The following is a 16,726-nucleotide window of genomic DNA, read 5'->3' on the forward strand; positions in this document are numbered from 1 at the left end:
AGTGCGTGGAAGTGTGCGGGACCGCCTCTCGTGGAAAGAAGTCGGTACTACTAAGTCGTCGATCTCAATGAATAGCGTGGCGAGCGAGGACGTTGTGCTCACGTCCATCCCTCGCTCCCCACCTGTGCACGACATCCATGACTCCTGTGGAGCGACGCCGCCGACGTCAGCGGGCGCCTCCGTGATGGGGACGTCCCGCTTCCAGGTAGGAAGCGGGGGTGATGCGTCAGCGGTTCGTGACGCAAGGGGTTTCCACCTGTGGTCGGTCTCTGTGAGTGTGCTATCGGACGCACACGGGTCACGCGCGGGCAGTTCTACTCCCACGGCGACACCTGACGTTCTCCGCGCACCTGGTTAGTTATCAACAATATACTGGAGAAAATATCTCGCTAACCAGTCCATCCTCCACCGCACCGCCGGACGTCCCCCTCCCTCCGGTCGGGGGGAACGCTCAGGCTTCCGGGTCGGGGGCAAGCCCCCGCTTCCGGCCGCTCCGCGCGGACTGGGACCCGCGCTCCGCTGGTCCTTCGCTGTGCCGGCTGTGAGGGTCGATCCACTCCCCGAACCGGTTCGTGATCCGACGGGCGGAACGGTCGTGGTTGTTGGGGCTGAACCAGAGGTATGCACAGCGAGCGGGAGACCGACCGGGATACCCTCGCCGCGAAGGTGGCGCGGGTCGTCGAGTACAACACGGGCGGGCCACAGCCGGCGCGGATCGAGCCGTTCCGCGTCTGTCAAATCCTGACCCACCGAAACCGCTACTCGCCGGCACAGGTGGATGCGGCGATCGAGCGGGCGCTCGAGCGGGGAGTCATCGCGACGACGGACGGCGGCGAGCTGGTGCCGGTCGACCAGGCACGCGCATAGGGGCAGTGCGGTGAGGGGGTGGACTCATAGACAGTCCTTATACCCTGCCGGCCGGACTGTCTGGATGCCGGCCACCTGGTCGGCACGGGTACATGCAAATGTCACCCGGAGAAGTGACCGTGGTCCTCACGGGCGCAGTGACGGCGATCGCCAACGGCAATTACGCCGCGGGCGTGCTGTTGCTGACGCTGTGGGGACTGTTCAGGTTACTCCAAGACAGTGACCGCGGGGCGTGACTTGGATCCTCGCCCCCGCGGTCAAGGTATCGCCCGCTCATCCTTTTTTTTAGCGCCCTTACGGACGCTGACACCCTGGTGCGAGTACAAACGGGCGGGTGTCACCCGACGCTTACACCCCGGCGCTGAAAGTTGTTCCGGTGGTTGTCAGGGCAGGTTACTCGTCGCGAGCCCCATCCTCACAGACAGCGGCACGCAGCTCCGCAAACAGTTTCGGGTGGTATGCTTCGAGGATCTCACCGTCGGTCTGCAACTCCTTAATCCGCTGACGGACGCGAGAGACCGACTCATACCGCTTCTTGTCGGGGTCGTCTGACGCACCTGAGATACGCGCGCGGTCCGTCTCCGTCATGATCGCCGTGTATCGTCCCACAGTCGCTTGTTTCTGCACCATCTCTACAAGTAGGTTAGCACTTGTGGCGACTTAAACATTAGCACTTGTGAGAACGGTAGCCTATATGCTAACCTTTATAACGTACGCGGACGTACCGTAAGGTAGAGACAGACCGGTCCCTCGGGGCGTGACTCGCCATCAGAATCGGAGTGTGAGTAATGCCCGCGTGCTGGAACACGCGGGCCGACTGTCTCTGGAGTCGAAACAGCATGACAACAGACGAGACGACCCCTCTTGAGCGTACCGACGATCAGCTCGCAGCGCGCGACGTACGTGCGCTCACGGACTACCTGCTGGTGGTCGAGGACGCCCCCGACCTCTACCTCGTGTACGGCGAGGGCGGCGACGAGTACACCGTCGACACGCGCACGGGCGCGTGTACCTGCCCGGACTACGAGTACCGCCAACCTGCCGGCGGGTGCAAGCACATCCGGCGAGTGGCCTTCGAGACCGGCGCGCGGGACGTCCCCGCGTGGGCTAACCGCGACGCGATGGATCCCCTCCTCGTGAAAGCACTCGACGAGCAAGAGCGCGAGCGCGTCGAGGCGACCCCCGAGCCCCGAGTCGCGACCGACGGCGGCCTCCAGACCGCCCCGGCTCCCGAGGCGACGGAGACCGAGATCGAGCCCGAGACTGACCAGGAGCCTCCCATGCCCGGCTATACCTACCACGTCGAGGCCCCCGCACAGGGCGCTGCGCGCTACGTCCGGTGTGAGGGCTGCGGGCGCGAACTCCTGACGTCACTCGGCGGCCGGAACGCTCTCCTCCACACGGAAGAGTGTCCGAATGAGAACAATGGCCGGACGTAACGTGACCGACCGCCGCGGCGGGATGCCGCAGGCGTGTGACGGCTGCGGGCAGATCAAGCGAGACGTCCGTCGGGTGCGCGTCCCCGGAGCGACCCTCCGGCGGGTGCTCTGTCCCGAGTGCCGCGCAGACCGCGCGTAACGACCGCGGACACTCTCCTCCCCCAAAGACTAATATAAATGGATACGAATCCGGCGACAACACGGGTGCAGACGTCAGCGCGACGGACGGCAGTGCGGTGGCGCTGTGCCCGTCGGATCGCACGCCGACTACCCCACCCTGGGAGTCAGTACCTCGGGCTATCACCGGCTCGGGGCGTCTTGATCGGTCAGGGCCGATCCGAGGCGTCTCGACCGATGCCCCCGCTCCCCCGGCGACCTGCCCGGATGACCCGGGGGAGCCGTCCATGGTACCGCGCGTCGGTGCAGGGCGCGGCCCTGATCCGGTCAGGGCCGCGGACCCGCCGTGGCGGTGCTCGAACAGCCACGGCGCTGTCGCTGGCGTCGACGCTTAGAACTGATCCTAGGAACCTTTTAGAGGCGGTGGGACGCATCTCAACTAAGGAGGTGACTCTCACGGAGTATTGAAAGCGACCGGTCATACTGAGGGGGCTGGGCTGTGCGGTCAGCCCCCTCCGACCGGCCACCGACACGGGGAACAGTCCCACCTGACCCGTGTCACCGGAGTACGCGTATTGGCAATGGATAGCACCCAAACGTACGCACTCATTAGGAGATTGGCCTGATAGGCCAAGTAACTTTCCTTGGGTGTGTGCGCGGGTGTGAAACGAACCCACGGGACACACGATAATGATCGACACCAGCGGACGAACGAACCGGACGGAGACTAACACGGACGAGGACGAGCGGAGCGAGGACGGACGGGGACGGGAACGGGACGGGACGACCTCCCTGCCGGTCGCAGGGAGGGTGACGGAGCGCGAGACGAGTCCGAGCGGAGCGAGGACGGACGAGACGGCCGCCCCGACCGCCGGGACGGACGGGGGCCTCACCACCGCCGGGGCGGACCGGCTGACTAACTTTTTTTGTTTGTGTGTTGCGGCGCGAGGGTGGTGGGGGGGTGCGCACGCACCCCCCAAGGGCGGTGAAACCGCCCTCTGGCGGGGTCTAAGCCTCCCCACCGCTAGGTGGGGAGGAGGAGGGGGGGTCTCCCCCCCCTCCCCTCCCTTCCTCCAGTATGTAGTAAGTAGTAGTAGTGGAGCTACTACGCTTCCTACAGCCTGGAGGAAGGGCTCCCCCGGGGTGGTTCGTCATGTCTGACCGCGTCCGGCTGGACTGGCGTGTCCCGTCGTCCGTCTGGGAGCGGTTCTGCGAGCACGTCTACGACGAATTCGACGACGTGGACGGCGTACTCGGCCGTGAGACGGAGGCGGCGATGCGTGAGTACCTCGACCTCGATCCTGGCGTGACGGCCGAGGCGATGATCGACGACCTCCTTGACGCGGTGGGTCGGACGTCCGGAGACGCACACAAACAAAAAAAGTCCGACCTCAGCCGGGGTGGGGAGACGGCGCGTGTCCAGGTGCGCGTCTCCCCCACGATCCGCGAGGACTTCCGCGCGGTCGCAAAGCAGGGCGAGGATACGCTCGGTATCACCCTCGCGCGTGCGCTCCAGGAGTACTGCGACGGCGGCCGGTGGGGCCGCGTCGAGCGAAAACTCGCCCGAATCCCCGATGAGGTGCCGACACTCCTCGCGGAGGTCGCCGACGCGGACCGGACGGAGCGGCTCTCGACCAAGGAGCGCCGGACGATCGCGATTGCGACGCAGCTCGGCGAGGAGTTTACCGACGACGACCTCGTCGAGGCGATCGATGCCGTCGCGGGGTCGTCCGGCCGTGCGTCCGCGCCGACAGTCGAGCAGTACCGCGTGCTGGTGACTGAGTACAAGGGGGCCGAACCGCACCCGAACAAGCCGGGGCTGTGGATCCCCGCCGAGATGGCCGCCGAACTCGTCCCCGCCGGGACGCCCCGGGAGTGTCGCCTGCCGGTCAGCCACCTCGATCGCGGGGAGCGCGTCCGTCGCCTCCAGCTCGACGCTGGCAAGCGCGCCTACCCGCGGAACGGGAAGTGCAAGCTCACGACCGAGACGATCCGCTCGGACATCTTCGACGGCGAGGTCTCGGCGTCGAGCGTCCGGAACTACGTCGCTGACGCGGAGGCGACGCCCGGCTTTATCGCCGACCAGGAGGGCGGGACCCTTACCCTCCGGGTGAACCTGCACACGCTCCAGGCGGCGCATGCGAACGGCGATGACCCCGACGGCCTGCTCCCCCGCATCGACGCCTACTATCACGAGCGACCGGTCGAGAGCGACGCCGTCGACCGTGAGGGCGAGGACGAGGGTGAGAGCACCGCTGAGCCGGAGCCGCCGACGGACGAGGCCGAGGACGAGGCCGAGACGCGGATCACCGTGACGCAGGAGGTCCACGAGGAGATGGAGCGGCTGACCGCGGCCGTCGCGACCGACGGCGGGCGGCCGACCGTCCCCCCCGACGAACGGGAGCGTACCGGGGGGGAGGGGTGAATGTACAAGTACGAGTAGTCGTACATCCAGGCAGTCCGTCTCTCCCCGAGCCCCTGTCTAGCAGGGCGTCTTAGCGGTTCGTCCCTCCTGCCCGCCCCGTCTGGTACCTCCTCGCCCCCCACCCCCGCGTCCGCATTGTTTCCGTTGTCTCCATCGTCCGCATAACTCCAGTCGAAATTTCGACTGGAGTCGAAGCACTCGAAACGTACCCTTCCCTATCGCATGAGCAATACGAACCCTGATAGCGAGCAGCAGCTCGAGACGACTGATTTCGGTACCGACATCGCGGGCGACGAGTCCGCGCCGGCCGACGAGGCTGATACCGAGCCGGAGCTATGTGGAGAGGAAACGCGGGACGGGACGCCCTGCGAGATCCCACGTGACTCCTGCCCGCACCACCACAATCGTAACGGGTGGCCGCGACTGCTCGCCGAGCGCGAGGAGGAGATCCTCAAAGCCGCGAAAATCGGGAAAACCAAGGAGGGATGCGCCCGCTCGGCCGGCGTTTCGAAGCAGACGTTGTACGAGTGGCTTGACAGATTCCCAGACTTTGCTGACGGGTTCAAGCGCGCCCGCGCGGAGGGCGAAAATCGCCTCGTGGCGCGCACCTGGGAGCGCAAGCCCGAGTTCATCCTCGAACGGTCGTTCGGGTACACGAAGAGTGAGGAGGTGACGCACCGCCACGAGGACGCGGTCCCGATCGACGCGCCCGCGTCCGTGATCCGGATCGAGTCGTCGTCACCCGCCGAGTCGGACGGTGGCGACGACTAACCAGCCGCCCGAGGGCTCGACGCCCGTCCAGTGGTCGCTCTCGCCGTGGCAAGCCGACGTCTTCGAGAGCAACGCGCGCTTTCGGATCGTTCGGGCGGGCCGCCGAGCGGGGAAGAATATCCTCGCCGTCGCCGATCAGATCGAGTACGCCCGTGCGCCGGCGCGCTCGCCCTGGGGGGCCGACCGGCAGGCGACGTGCTGGTGGGTCGGGCCGACGTACGATCAGGCGTATCGCTACGGCTTCCTGAAGGCGCTTGAGAACCTCCCCGAGCACTGGATCGACGGGGAGCCCAAACGCTCAGAGCCCTACGAGATCCCGCTCGCGAACGGGACGACGATCGAGTACCGCACGTTCGATAAGCCGGAGTCGCTCCAGGGGGCGGGCGTCGACCATCTCGTGATCGACGAGGCTCCGTACATGCCCGGGTCGATCTGGGAGGGCGACCTCCGGCCGATGCTCCTCGATAATCAGGGGTGCGCCCTCCTCATCGGCAAACCCCTCACCCGCAACTACTTTTACCGACTCGATAAGCGGGGGGACTCCGACTCACCGGAGCACGCGGACTATGCCTCGTGGCACGCCACCTCGTACGATAACCCCACGATCCCCGATTCGGAGATCGATTCCGAGCGGGGGTCAACGTCCGAGCGGGCGTTTCGGCGAGAGTACCTCGCGGAGTATATCGACGACGCGGGGGGCGTGTTCAAGCGCGTTCGCGAGCGGATCGTCGACGAGTACGCGCTCGACGACGTCGAGGGGAGCGGCCCGTACGCGACGGGCGTGGACTTCGCTCGTCACCAGGATTGGACGGTGATCCACGTGCTCGACGCTGACGGCGTCACGGTCCACCACGAGCGCCTGCGAGACGTCGCGTGGCCGCAGATCCAGCAGGCGGTTGAGACCGCGCACGAGGCGTATCCGGGCCCGGTGGCGGTGGACGCCACGCGGGATAACAAGATCGTCGCGGACCTGGAGGCGAGCGGCCTGGACGTCGAGCCGGTCACCTTCACGCCGAAGACGAAGCGCGAACTGGTCGAGAATCTCGTGACGCACGTCGAGCAGGAGGCGGTGACGATCCCCGATCTCCCCGTCCTCGTCTCCGAACTCGAACTGTTCGAGTACGATGTTACCGCTGCCGGTAACGTTCGGTATAGCGCGCCGGAGGGCGAGCACGACGACTGCGTGGACGCGTTCGCGCTGGCGGCGCACGCGTGGCGTGAGAGCCAGCGGTCGATCCGGCGGGCCACTCGGTCCACGACCGCCCGGAAACGCTCCCGGCGGTCCGTCCGGCGCTCCTCGCGCTCCAGCGAGGCCGACTGATTCACTCATTGACGATGTCACGATTCAATACGCAAATTCGAGAAGCACTAGCGACAGCGAGCGACCTCGTTGACCGCGGGCGGGCTGTCGTCCCGCGGACGGGGACGCGCCGCTCGGGGGCGTATCACCGCCGCCGGGTAGCCGACCGCACCCCGCCCCCGCGCGGGGAGATCGAGCGCTACTGGCGGCAGTATCGCTCGGTGCCGCTGCTCCGCGCGCCGATCAACCAATTCGCCGACGACGTCGTCGAGCACGGCTACCGCGTTACCGCTGACGATAACGACACGCAGGCGTTTCTGGAGGAGTGGTGTGCGTCCGCCGCCGTCTTGAACGGCGAGCGGGGGCGTGACCTCGGCGACCTCCTCCACCAGGTCCCCAAACAGGCGAAAGCGAAGGGGAGCGCGCTGATCGAGCACGCTCCGCTCGATACTGACCCGGAGACGATCGGCGGGCTCGCACTCATCGCCCCGGAGACGATCACGTACTATACCCGCCCGGATATGGACCTCCTCGTCCAGCCGGACGACACGGACCTTGAGCACGTCAAGCTCACCGAGGACGGCGAGGCGGCCGCCTACGTCCAGTATGACACGCGCCACTACTCAGGCGACGAAACCGAGAATCGCCTGACTGCGGACGATGTGACGAAGATCGTTAACGATCCCGACGTGGGCGATATCTTCGGGCTGTCGGCGATCGAGCCGGTCTCGCCGCGCGTCGAGGGCGTCCGCAAGAAGCTCCAGGATAACGAGCAGGCGATCGAGAGCATGGCTTACGGGCAGTGGTTCTTTGCGTTCAAGCCGACCGTTGTGGACGATACGCTCGTCGAGTGGGACGAGGATGCGATCGACGACGTGATGGACGAGATCGAGGACGTCCGCCCGGGCGACCAGATCGGCCTCGACGGCGATATCGACGTAACCAACGTCCCCGGCGAGGTCGCCGATATCCTCGGTAACCTCGAATTCGACGTCAATTACATCCTGAGTGCGATGCCCGCGCCGACGTACGCCGTTGGCTTCGAAGAAAACATCAATCAGTTCGTGGTTGATGGGCAGGAGACGCGTCACGAGACGCGCGTCGAGCAGTTCCGTCAGCGCCTCGCGGCGGCGCTGACGCCCGTGCTCCGGACGGTCGCCGAACAGCACGGGTACGACCCGGCGGGTGTCCGCCTCGCGCTTGAGCCGGCGGAGGAGACCTCGCCGGTACTCGCGCTCACGGACGAGGAGATGGACCGCCTCCAGCAGTACGCCGACGCGGTCGAGAAGCTATCGGGGGCGGCCGATCCGTCGGTCCTCGTCGACCAGGAGACGCTGCTCGACCTCGTCCTCCAGCTGCCGAAGGACGCCGCCGCATCGGACCTCGCCGACGTCGACGCACTCGATCTCCCCACGCTCGACGGTGCAGGTGCGGATGCGGGTGAGGGAGCCAGTGCCAGCGCCAGCGCCGAGGAGACTGACGCGCCGGCACAGGGCGACGCCCCGGCGGACGACTGAGCATGTCCGCCTCCGTCGCCTCCCGGGCCGACCCGACCCGGACGAAGACCGTCCGGCAGACGTTCGCCGAGCGCCTCCGCGGGGAGTACGACGCGATAATCGCACAGGTCCGCCAGGACGTCGGTGAGCGTGACGTCTTCGGCGTCGAGACGGCGGCGACGGAGGCACTCGCGACGCCGACGCCGCTCCCCCCGCTCCGGTCGGCCCGTCGCGATGCGCAGATCGACCGCTACGTTGAGTGGCTGCGCGAGCAGCAGCGGACCGGGCCGCTCGCGGTCGTCACTGGCGCGGGCGTCCTCTCCTACCTCCGGTCGGCCTACCGGGCGGCGATCCGGCAGGCCGACGCGCAACTCCGCCAGGCCGGGTATGACGCGCCCACCCGCGAGGAGCGCGACGACGCGGCCCTCCTCGCCCGTGAGCCCCATCGGGAGGCGCTCGCCGAGCACGCCGCCCGGACGCGGCGCGAACTCGCGGGGGTGGCGCGGGCGGTCGAGCAGCAGAGCCAGCGGGAGCTGTCCGAGGCGCTCCGTTCCCCGACGACCGCCGAGGCGCTCGCCGCGGTGGCGATCGACCGTCTCGCCGCGGTAGGTAAGACGCGGGCGACAACCACCGCCGTCACGGAGCCCGTCCGCGCGCACGCCGACGCGACGCTCACTCGCTTTGCGGAGTTCGACGTCTCGGTGGTCCAGCAGCACGCGGAGTACCAGACGGCGGGCGACGCCGCCGTGTGTCCGGACTGTGCGGCGCTCCACGGCGCGCGCATGTCGATCGAGGAGGCGCGGGGGATCATCCCCCAGCACCCTCGGTGTCGCTGCCGGTGGTCGCTCGTCGAGACGCGCACGCCTGTCCGGGGCTAATCCCCCCACTCCCTCCCTCGATTACTGCCATCTAATCTAAGCTAACACCGCGTGTCCGCGGACCGCGCACGGACCGACAGACCACGCCCGGCGAGGCGTCACTCGCCACCCTCACCGTCCCACTCCATGACGAACCAGACCGAGAGCCGTATCGCCGGCGGTCCGGCGATCCTCGCCGCCGGCCAGCCGACGCCCGCCCCCGACAACACCGAGCAGGGGCCGTGGACGATCCACGGCCTCGCACTCCCCGCAGACGCCGTCACGTACGGTCAGAGCCACGAACGGACGTACTGGCCGGCGGACGTGGTCGAGGCGGCGACGGAGGCCCTCCGTGAGGCGCACGTCGTCCGCGGGCATCCCGACGAGGTCGGACTCTCCGATATCGTCGGGCAGGTGACGGACGTCCGCTTTATCGAGGGGCTCGGCCTCGCCTACGAGGCGGCGGTCGACGATCCCGACGTCGCCAAGCAGGCCGAGCGGGGGCGCGTCGACGCCTCGCCGTATCTCTATCGGGTACTCGGCGACCACGACGAGGCGCGCGATGCGCGCGTCGCGACGGAGATCTTGGACGTGCGCGATCTCGGGATCGTCCCGAACGGGGCGGCTCCGGGGACGGGCGTCCAGAGCGGGCCGCACCCGGAGTTTGCGGGTGTCTCAGCCTCAGCGTCGGGGTCGGGACCGGGATCGACTACCGCCAGCGAGGCGGCGGTCGAGGTCGAGGAGGCGCTCTCGCAGGCGTTCGGTGGGGGTGCAGGCGGCATTCTTGACGAACCTATGACGAACGATACTGATGGGACGCCGGAGGCTATCGAGGCCCTGGAGTCCCGCGTTGAGCAGCTCGAACAGGATAACGAACAGCTCCGCGAGGAGAACGCGACGGCGCGCGAGATCTACGCCGAGGCGCTCTCCGAGCACTCCCCGTTCGATACGGAGACGCTGACCGCGAAGTTCGATCTCGGCGAGCTTCGCGAGCGGGTCGAGGCGACCGAGGAGGCGGACGTGACGCCGCAGGTCTCCCCACGGACGTCCTCGCCCTCGCCCTCGCCCGATGCGTCCGGTTCTGAGGGCGATGGGACGGCGGGTATCGAGGCGCTCTCTGCGGCCGAGCAGGAGCGTCTGGAGACGCTAGAGCAGCGCCGCGACCTCTTCCGCGGGCGGCCGGGCATGGCCGACCACGTCGAGCAGATCGAGACCGAGATTGCGGACCTCCGAGGTGACAACTAATGGCAGACGTTCAAGCAGGCGAACAGAAGTACGCGGCTGGACAGACGGTCCCCTACGAACTGGGCGAGGCAGCGGTAGGTGGCGAGGCGGTGGCGATCTCGGGCGGAGCGCTCGTCAAGACGACCGGGAGCAACGGGTTCATTGGCGTGCTCGCCACTGACGGGGCGAGCGTTGGCGATCGCGTCGCGGTCCACCTCCAGGGGGTCGTCCGCGTCGCGGTGACGAGTGGCGTCACGGCGGGCGATGCGCTCGTCCCGTCGACGGGGACGGCCGGGGCGCTCACCGGCGAGAGTGACGGTGCCGGCGGGACGCTCCCCGCCGGTCCCGGTGACCTCGCCGCCCTCACCGATGCCGATGCCGACGGCTACGCGCTTGTCAAGCTCTCCTAATCGCCCTCTCTTCCCCTGAAAATCAATGACTACGAAAGTCTCAGACGTCGTTACGGTAGAGTCCGTCCGCGCTATGGCCGAGGCGCAGACCGAAGCAACCTACGGGTTCCGGCAGGCCTTCCGGAGCCACGACGGCTCGAACGCCGGCCCCTCGATGAAGTTCCCCCTCCGCGAGGAGGATTTCGAGGGCGATATGGTCGAGATCCCCGAGGGGTCGGAGTACCCCCGGGCGTCGATGTCCTACGGCGAGGTCGAGGCCGTCTATACCAAGTACGGCTTCGAGTTCCCCATCTCGGACGAGGCGGTCGCCGACGGCGTCCTCCCGATCCGGATGGACGCCATGAGCGAGATGATGCGCGAGGAGGCGCGTCGCCTCGACCAGATCGCGTACAACGTCGTCGCCGCGCAGAACAACGCCGCGACGGGCGGGAACGCCGACGGCGTCCTCACGTTCGACGAGCTGGTGGACGCGCGGGCGGAGCACCGCTCGCAGGAGTTCGATCCCGATCTCCTGCTCGTCGAGGCGCTCGGTGCCGCCGATATCCTCAAAGACGACACGTTCAAGCTGCGGGATACCCCGGTCGGTGACCGCGCCGTTACCAACGGCTTCATCGGGAGCGTCGCGGGCGTCGATATCTTCGAAGCGAACTCGACGCCACTCGGGGCGCACGACGCCTACCTCGTGGACACCTCCCTCTACGGCTACGAGTCGTCGAAAGAAGGCGAGAACGGTGTGTCGTCCTACCGCGAGGAGTCGAACGACCAGGAGGTCTACAAGATCAAGGATCGGTTGGACTGGGTGGCGACCAACCCGGACGCCGCGCTCTACATCGACGGGTGACGTAACCGATGCCCTTCGATAGCGGTGTCACCCCGGAGGAGGTGCGCCGGGCGATCGGGCTTGAGCCGACGGGGAGCGATGCGCTGGACGACGTCACGGCGGTCATGTTCATCGCGGATGCGGAGGCGACCGTCGCGGTGCGTGCCGCCCCGACCGCGGCGGACGACCTCAAGGCGGCGGCGGTGCGGGCGGTGGCGGCCTCGCGGGCGTTCGCCTCGGTAGATGAGGCGTGGGTCGCCGAGCAGTCGGAGATGGACGTGAGCGAGCGGTCTGACGTCCGCGATCGAGCGCAGGCCCTCCGCGATGCGGCCGAGGAGGCACTCGCGGACGTCTCTCGGCGGTCGCCGGGGTATGTTCGCCGGGTCAACCCCGGGGGCTAACCCGCCAGGAGCGGGGTGCTCGAGCGTGTGCCGTGCCCTCCCGTAGAGTGCCGTGCCGTCCCCCGCGCTCCCCCGCGTCGCGGACGATATCCGCATAACACATTCAGACGATACCGAAAACTTAAGTAGTGCGCGTGAGAGTGTCTCACTGCGGGCTGGATCCAAGCGAGCCGGGCGTTTATCAACGTAGGTCGACGGCCGGCTCGGGGTAAATGGCACAGTCCGCGCACAGTGGCCTCGGATGGAGGGGCCGCTGGTCATCTGACATTGGGAGGCGTCTGCACCCGCATTCGTCTTTCACTCCGTCTTTCACGTTTGTGGTCGGGCGCTCGGGGGTCGAGGACGTCCCCGGTCCGCCCCTGAGCGCTTCCTAGCGGTACCATCAGTATGTCACGAGAGACGCCATCAGACGAGCAGTCAGCACCAGCACCGGACGACTCGGCCGACGCGAGCGGTGATGAGTGGATCCCCGTCCACGATTACGATGCGGCGGTACATCGCGCCTGGCGGGCGCACCTCCGCGCCCTCTACGATAAGAGCGAGCCGATGCCGACCGTCGAGATGACCGCGCGCGCCCTCGCGGACGCCCTCGACCGCGCGGGGAAGCGCGGCTGATGCGCGACGTCGCCCGCGTGCGATACACCGTATGTCGATATATCGATCCGGTCACGTGAGGCGCGTCTGCCGTGCGTCTGACGTACTCCTAAGCGGACACGCGCACATCCCGCGTGACATGCAGCAGATTACGGTCCGCCTCCCGGAGCGAACACTCGCCGAGGTCGACCGGGAGGCGGCGAAGGCGGGTGCCTCCCGCTCTGAATACATTCGGGAGGTGCTTGCCTCCCGGGACGACTCGCCCGAACACGAGCAGGAGGTGGAGGGATTACGCACCGAAGTCGACCGCCTCCGCCGGCAACTCGCCGCCGCGAACTCGCGCATCGACGCCTCGAACGAGTTAGTCCGCGCGGTCGAGCGTGAGCAGTCACTCGCCGAACGGAAGGCACAGGCGGGGCTCGTCACCCGGGCGAAGTGGTGGCTGACCGGGATGCCCTCGTCGTCGTCGGAGGCGGCGCGCGTCACGGAGCCGGAGGCGGATCCGGAACCGACGGCCTCCGGACGCACGCGAACGCGACGGTAGCGCTCAGTACTCGCCTAGCGGTGCGCCTCGTCGATCTCGTCCGCGAGGTACTCGTTCAACATGGGGAAGTACCCGAACCGCCACCCGGTGCGGCCGACGAACAGGCCGACGCCGGGATCCCACCGGGTAAACTCCCCGCGGGCGAAGGCGTGCTCCTCCTCGTCCTTGGTCTCCCGGCGCGTCGTAACGTTCCAGTCGCCGCCGCTTTTCTCGACGTGGCGGGTGTAGGTCTTGAACTCCGTGCCGACTGCGGCCCGGGCGTAGTCGATCGAGGCGTCGTCACCGAGGCGCAGGATCACGCGCGACACCAACCCCGAGAGGATGGACGTCCCGCGTTCCTTCCCGTAGTTCGCGAAGAGCTGGCTCACCGACTGGAGGGTGAGGAGGACCTGGACCTGCTGGCCGCGGCCGAGGTTCACGAGGTCGTCGAGGCGGCGGAGTCCGGGGATGCGCGTCACCTCGTCGAGGACGAAGTACGCCCCCCGAGTGGCGTCATCAAGCGCGTGCATCGCCGCGTGATCCACCAGGAACCGGAAGACAGGCGCGACGGTCTGGCCCTGCCGTTGCGGGAAATCAAGGACGAGCACGCGTCCCTGTGGATCCGCCATGTACTCGCGGATGGAGATCTCGGCGTCGTCGGTGTGAGCCCCAGCCTCGCCCGCGAAGTCGCCGACGAACACCTCGCCGACGCGCTGCTGAACCGTAGCGAACACGCCGACGGACTGCCGGGAGCCGTCGGGATCGAGCGCGGACGTCGCCGCCGCCATGTCGCCGTACTCCGAGAGCGCCTCATACAGGTCCTCGCGTGAGAACTCGCGGAAGGTCCGGGCGAGGAGCGCGTTCGACAGCGTGACGTCGGGATCGTCGCGGTACTCCCGGTCGAGCGCCGTGCACGTCGCCCGGAAGACGTCACGCGCGGCCTGCTCGAAGAACCGCGAACTGCCGTCGCCGTCGGCGGGGAAGAGCGCCCGGGCCAGCTCGCGGTAGTCCCGGTCGTCCTCGATCTCCTCGAACACGTTCCACGTGTGGGTGGACCCCGACGCGGAGAGGCGGATCACGGCGTCCTCGCCGACGACCTCGCGGAGAAAGTCCTGGTAGTCAGTTTTGTAGTCGAAGACGACGACAGGCTCGCCGAGGAGGCGGTCGTCGGTGAGCTGCCAGGCGAGTGTCTTGCCCACCTCAGTCTTGCCGGAGCCGGTGGTCCCGAGTGCGAGCATACTGGTGGGCCGCTCGATCGTCGCCGCCGTGAGGCCGACGACCCCGCCGACGAGCGGGAGGCGGCGGAGGCGGTCGAGGACGTCACCGGTCCGCCCGCCCGTCTTCGAGACCGCCATCGGGAGGACGAACCCCTGGCGAGCCGCCCGAGCGAACGACCACCGGCGGAGGCGGTCCTGTGCGAGCGCGCGGAGGCGTCGCCACCCGAGGACGAGCCCGACGATGAGGAGACACCACAGGGCGGCTCCGAGGCCCCACGCGGCGAAGACGACGACGGGGAGCGCCCCCAGGAGGGCGCGGCGCTGGGGCTGTGAGAGACGCCACCAGCGCTCGCGCAGCCGGGGTTTGAGTCGCGTCCCCAACCCAAAGTCAGATACGGTCACACCGAGATAGCCGAGTGCCGCGACGGTGAGCACGGTCGAGGCGAGGTCTGCAACGAGTTCCATCATCTCCGTCAGATCCCCCGCCCGCGGTCGTGCTCCGACTCGCGGCCTTGCTCTCGCGTGTACTCGGTGGTCTGTTCGGCCTGCTGCTGCTGTCGTTCCGCCCGGAGGAGCGCCGCGTCGAGCGCGTCGGCCCCCCGGTCGGGGTCACTCGTATTCATGTCGTGTGTCACTGCTTGCTGGTGTTGCTGCTGTTCTGGTGCTCGGGTCGTACGCTCTGGCCGGTGACGAGCGACGTCTCGCCGGAGGGTGTGCTCACGCCCCCGCTCGACGAAGTGCTCATCCGCGCGAGCACGCGTCTCGCGAATATCGTTCAGGTCCATGTAGAGCGAGTTCTGCGACCCGGCGATCGCGACGTGCACGTGCGGGTGCTCCGTATCGCGGTGGATCCCGTACGCATACACCGTGTTCGGCCGGTCGGCGAGGAACTCACGCATGGTCTGACGCGTCCGGAGCGAGAGCTCGCGATCGGAGAGCCGGTCACCGTTTTCCGGCGAGATAATGAAATCCCGCGTGAACTCGTGGCGCTCTGAGTGTGCGAGCATCGCCGCGCGCTCCTGGTCGGTCAGGGGTTCGCCCCGGTGGTTCCGGAGGTCATCACGGGCGTCGCGCTCAATGTAGGCGAGGAGATCGCCACAGCCCGCGTGGCGATGCGACGTCTGAAAGAACGTCGTCACGACCCGTCACCTCCCCCCTGACCGCCTGAATCGGTCTCGCGGAGCGCGCCGAAGCCCGTCCCTTCGCCCTCGACCGCGTCGGGATCGTGGCCCTCACCCTCGTCGCCAGTGTCCACGTCCGCAGGGTGGAGGTCAGGGTGCTCCTCGACGGGGATGCGAAGCCGCCGCGCCGCCGTCGAGAGTGCCTCTCGGCGCTCCGTGTCGGGATGCTCCTGCTTCAGAAGCTCCCACAGGGCGATTGCGTACACGTTCCCCCGGGCGGAGAGATCGCGGACGTCGTCGGCCACCGCGACGAGTTCGTCACGGCCGTCGGCGAGCAGCTGCTCGATGTGCCGCTCCGCCTCGCTCTCCTCGATGAGGCGCTCTGCGGCCTCGCTCTGGCGTTGCTTCTGGACGAGGCGGTAGAGGTACTCCGACACCGAGAGGTCGCGCTCGTCGGCCTCCTCTTCGATCTGGCCCTTCTCGCCCTTCCCGACGTAGAGCGTGAGTCGTTGGTCACGCGCCACGCCGTCCCTCCGGCCGTCGTCGAGAGCGAGGGTCAGTCGGCCGGCTATCGTCGGTGGGATTCGCCCTTCCACGTGCGGCGGCGGTGGCGGTCCGGGAGGGGGCAAGTTTAAAAACCACCGTACCCGGTGGCGAATCCGGCTGTCGTCGTCTGGTTTTCATCTGTGGTGCGACCACCACACATCTGTTACACCCTCCGAGGCATATACCTGATGCGTGAGGTGAAAGTAAACGCTGACTGACGGTCAGTGCTACTGAAAAAAAGTTTGGTGACAGTTTGTGAAAGCGGGAATCCCGCCGATTACTATGTGGAAGTGAGGGGCCGTCGGCGACCTGTCGGTGGGAGGGAGGGGGGTGGTCTCGGCGTCGCGCCTCGGCTCGACGGTGGGACTGACGGCCGGCCGTCGTGGGGTGGTCGAGTCCGCCCGATCCGTCCTCGATCGAGGAGGGGGCGAGCGGGCGATGTAGCCCCACCCACCCAGATAACGAATCTACTCTGTGTACGTGAACCCACACCCACACCCGCGCAGTATAGCGATTTTCGAGTAATCACACAGTGTGACCCCACGATACCGGCGACTCTTGCTGGTAGTTATGTAAGCCAATCCGAGAGAAACGCGGG

The 16,726-nt window shown here is 67.6% G+C and carries 19 protein-coding genes; 15 read left to right on the forward strand and 4 right to left on the reverse strand.

Annotation, left to right across the window (positions count from 1 at the left end; translation table 11 throughout):
* Positions 1 to 621: 621 nt before the first annotated feature.
* Together NKI68_RS23400 and NKI68_RS23405 are read left to right on the forward strand one after the other, a co-directional pair.
* Positions 622 to 867: a hypothetical protein gene (locus tag NKI68_RS23400; RefSeq protein WP_254547490.1), complete on the forward strand. Its 246-nt coding sequence runs from the start codon at positions 622 to 624 to the stop codon at positions 865 to 867.
* Between the two features lie 98 nt (positions 868 to 965).
* On the forward strand, positions 966 to 1,103 hold the full coding sequence (locus NKI68_RS23405) for a hypothetical protein (RefSeq protein ID WP_254547491.1): 138 nt from the start codon (positions 966 to 968) through the stop codon (positions 1,101 to 1,103).
* 157 nt (positions 1,104 to 1,260) lie between these two features.
* Here NKI68_RS23405 and NKI68_RS23410 read toward each other — a convergent pair whose 3' ends face one another.
* Entirely contained in the window at positions 1,261 to 1,497 is a 237-nt protein-coding gene (locus tag NKI68_RS23410) for a hypothetical protein (protein WP_438267832.1), read from the reverse strand.
* Between the two features lie 209 nt (positions 1,498 to 1,706).
* Here NKI68_RS23410 and NKI68_RS23415 point away from each other — a divergent pair, with 209 nt between their 5' ends.
* From NKI68_RS23415 to NKI68_RS23475, 13 genes are all read left to right on the forward strand, one after another.
* Positions 1,707 to 2,306, forward strand: a complete 600-nt coding sequence (locus tag NKI68_RS23415) for a DUF8118 domain-containing protein (protein ID WP_254547492.1) — start codon at positions 1,707 to 1,709, stop codon at positions 2,304 to 2,306.
* Positions 2,293 to 2,445: a hypothetical protein gene (locus NKI68_RS23420; protein WP_254547493.1), complete on the forward strand. Its 153-nt coding sequence runs from the start codon at positions 2,293 to 2,295 to the stop codon at positions 2,443 to 2,445. Before NKI68_RS23415 ends, NKI68_RS23420 begins: the two co-directional genes overlap by 14 nt.
* A 1,131-nt stretch (positions 2,446 to 3,576) precedes the next feature.
* On the forward strand, positions 3,577 to 4,848 hold the full coding sequence (locus NKI68_RS23425) for a hypothetical protein (RefSeq protein ID WP_254547494.1): 1,272 nt from the start codon (positions 3,577 to 3,579) through the stop codon (positions 4,846 to 4,848).
* Positions 4,849 to 5,070: 222 nt separating this feature from the next.
* The gene (locus NKI68_RS23430) at positions 5,071 to 5,619 is read left to right on the forward strand and encodes a hypothetical protein (protein WP_254547495.1); all 549 of its coding nucleotides are present in this window, start codon (positions 5,071 to 5,073) and stop codon (positions 5,617 to 5,619) included.
* On the forward strand, positions 5,606 to 6,940 hold the full coding sequence (locus tag NKI68_RS23435; RefSeq protein ID WP_254547496.1) for a phage terminase large subunit family protein: 1,335 nt from the start codon (positions 5,606 to 5,608) through the stop codon (positions 6,938 to 6,940). The genes NKI68_RS23430 and NKI68_RS23435 overlap by 14 nt, the downstream gene beginning before the upstream one ends.
* Before the next feature lie 14 nt (positions 6,941 to 6,954).
* Positions 6,955 to 8,436 (forward strand): hypothetical protein, encoded by a 1,482-nt coding sequence (locus tag NKI68_RS23440; protein ID WP_254547497.1) that lies wholly within the window; start codon positions 6,955 to 6,957, stop codon positions 8,434 to 8,436.
* Between the two features lie 2 nt (positions 8,437 to 8,438).
* The gene (locus NKI68_RS23445; RefSeq protein ID WP_254547480.1) at positions 8,439 to 9,293 is read left to right on the forward strand and encodes a phage minor head protein; all 855 of its coding nucleotides are present in this window, start codon (positions 8,439 to 8,441) and stop codon (positions 9,291 to 9,293) included.
* Positions 9,294 to 9,419: 126 nt separating this feature from the next.
* The gene (locus NKI68_RS23450; protein WP_254547481.1) at positions 9,420 to 10,517 is read left to right on the forward strand and encodes a bZIP transcription factor; all 1,098 of its coding nucleotides are present in this window, start codon (positions 9,420 to 9,422) and stop codon (positions 10,515 to 10,517) included.
* Positions 10,517 to 10,906, forward strand: a complete 390-nt coding sequence (locus NKI68_RS23455) for a hypothetical protein (RefSeq protein WP_254547482.1) — start codon at positions 10,517 to 10,519, stop codon at positions 10,904 to 10,906. The genes NKI68_RS23450 and NKI68_RS23455 overlap by 1 nt, the downstream gene beginning before the upstream one ends.
* A gap of 73 nt (positions 10,907 to 10,979) precedes the next feature.
* Positions 10,980 to 11,747, forward strand: coding sequence for a phage major capsid protein (locus tag NKI68_RS23460; RefSeq protein ID WP_254547483.1), 768 nt, complete (start codon positions 10,980 to 10,982; stop codon positions 11,745 to 11,747).
* 8 nt (positions 11,748 to 11,755) lie between these two features.
* The gene (locus NKI68_RS23465) at positions 11,756 to 12,127 is read left to right on the forward strand and encodes a hypothetical protein (RefSeq protein WP_254547484.1); all 372 of its coding nucleotides are present in this window, start codon (positions 11,756 to 11,758) and stop codon (positions 12,125 to 12,127) included.
* A gap of 387 nt (positions 12,128 to 12,514) precedes the next feature.
* Positions 12,515 to 12,742, forward strand: a complete 228-nt coding sequence (locus NKI68_RS23470; RefSeq protein WP_254547485.1) for a hypothetical protein — start codon at positions 12,515 to 12,517, stop codon at positions 12,740 to 12,742.
* 118 nt (positions 12,743 to 12,860) lie between these two features.
* Positions 12,861 to 13,265 (forward strand): ribbon-helix-helix domain-containing protein, encoded by a 405-nt coding sequence (locus NKI68_RS23475; protein ID WP_254547486.1) that lies wholly within the window; start codon positions 12,861 to 12,863, stop codon positions 13,263 to 13,265.
* A gap of 14 nt (positions 13,266 to 13,279) precedes the next feature.
* On the opposite strand, the gene NKI68_RS23480 is transcribed toward NKI68_RS23475, so the two are convergent.
* The 3 genes from NKI68_RS23480 to NKI68_RS23490 are packed head-to-tail and all read right to left on the reverse strand — an operon-like array spanning position 13,280 to position 16,106.
* Positions 13,280 to 14,926, reverse strand: coding sequence for a type IV secretory system conjugative DNA transfer family protein (locus NKI68_RS23480; RefSeq protein WP_254547487.1), 1,647 nt, complete (start codon positions 14,924 to 14,926; stop codon positions 13,280 to 13,282).
* 8 nt (positions 14,927 to 14,934) lie between these two features.
* Complete coding sequence (locus NKI68_RS23485; RefSeq protein WP_254547488.1) at positions 14,935 to 15,600, reverse strand: relaxase/mobilization nuclease domain-containing protein; 666 nt, start codon at positions 15,598 to 15,600, stop codon at positions 14,935 to 14,937.
* On the reverse strand, positions 15,597 to 16,106 hold the full coding sequence (locus tag NKI68_RS23490; RefSeq protein WP_254547489.1) for a hypothetical protein: 510 nt from the start codon (positions 16,104 to 16,106) through the stop codon (positions 15,597 to 15,599). The genes NKI68_RS23485 and NKI68_RS23490 overlap by 4 nt, the downstream gene beginning before the upstream one ends.
* Between the last annotated feature and the right edge of the window lie 620 nt (positions 16,107 to 16,726).

The organism is Halomarina pelagica, assembly GCF_024228315.1.
Classification (GTDB): domain Archaea; phylum Halobacteriota; class Halobacteria; order Halobacteriales; family Haloarculaceae; genus Halomarina; species Halomarina pelagica.

Bases quoted from the DNA above. Each gene is read 5' to 3' on its own strand.
- NKI68_RS23460 (WP_254547483.1), top strand. From the start codon at position 10,980: ATGGCCGAGGCGCAGACCGAAGCAACCTACGGGTTCCGGCAGGCCTTC.
- NKI68_RS23420 (WP_254547493.1), top strand. From the start codon at position 2,293: ATGGCCGGACGTAACGTGACCGACCGCCGCGGCGGGATGCCGCAGGCG.
- NKI68_RS23480 (WP_254547487.1), bottom strand. From the start codon at position 14,926: ATGGAACTCGTTGCAGACCTCGCCTCGACCGTGCTCACCGTCGCGGCA.
- NKI68_RS23410 (WP_438267832.1), bottom strand. From the start codon at position 1,497: ATGGTGCAGAAACAAGCGACTGTGGGACGATACACGGCGATCATGACG.
- NKI68_RS23465 (WP_254547484.1), top strand. From the start codon at position 11,756: ATGCCCTTCGATAGCGGTGTCACCCCGGAGGAGGTGCGCCGGGCGATC.
- NKI68_RS23470 (WP_254547485.1), top strand. From the start codon at position 12,515: ATGTCACGAGAGACGCCATCAGACGAGCAGTCAGCACCAGCACCGGAC.
- NKI68_RS23405 (WP_254547491.1), top strand. From the start codon at position 966: ATGTCACCCGGAGAAGTGACCGTGGTCCTCACGGGCGCAGTGACGGCG.
- NKI68_RS23430 (WP_254547495.1), top strand. From the start codon at position 5,071: ATGAGCAATACGAACCCTGATAGCGAGCAGCAGCTCGAGACGACTGAT.
- NKI68_RS23450 (WP_254547481.1), top strand. From the start codon at position 9,420: ATGACGAACCAGACCGAGAGCCGTATCGCCGGCGGTCCGGCGATCCTC.
- NKI68_RS23415 (WP_254547492.1), top strand. From the start codon at position 1,707: ATGACAACAGACGAGACGACCCCTCTTGAGCGTACCGACGATCAGCTC.
- NKI68_RS23475 (WP_254547486.1), top strand. From the start codon at position 12,861: ATGCAGCAGATTACGGTCCGCCTCCCGGAGCGAACACTCGCCGAGGTC.
- NKI68_RS23455 (WP_254547482.1), top strand. From the start codon at position 10,517: ATGGCAGACGTTCAAGCAGGCGAACAGAAGTACGCGGCTGGACAGACG.
- NKI68_RS23425 (WP_254547494.1), top strand. From the start codon at position 3,577: ATGTCTGACCGCGTCCGGCTGGACTGGCGTGTCCCGTCGTCCGTCTGG.
- NKI68_RS23440 (WP_254547497.1), top strand. From the start codon at position 6,955: ATGTCACGATTCAATACGCAAATTCGAGAAGCACTAGCGACAGCGAGC.
- NKI68_RS23400 (WP_254547490.1), top strand. From the start codon at position 622: ATGCACAGCGAGCGGGAGACCGACCGGGATACCCTCGCCGCGAAGGTG.
- NKI68_RS23445 (WP_254547480.1), top strand. From the start codon at position 8,439: ATGTCCGCCTCCGTCGCCTCCCGGGCCGACCCGACCCGGACGAAGACC.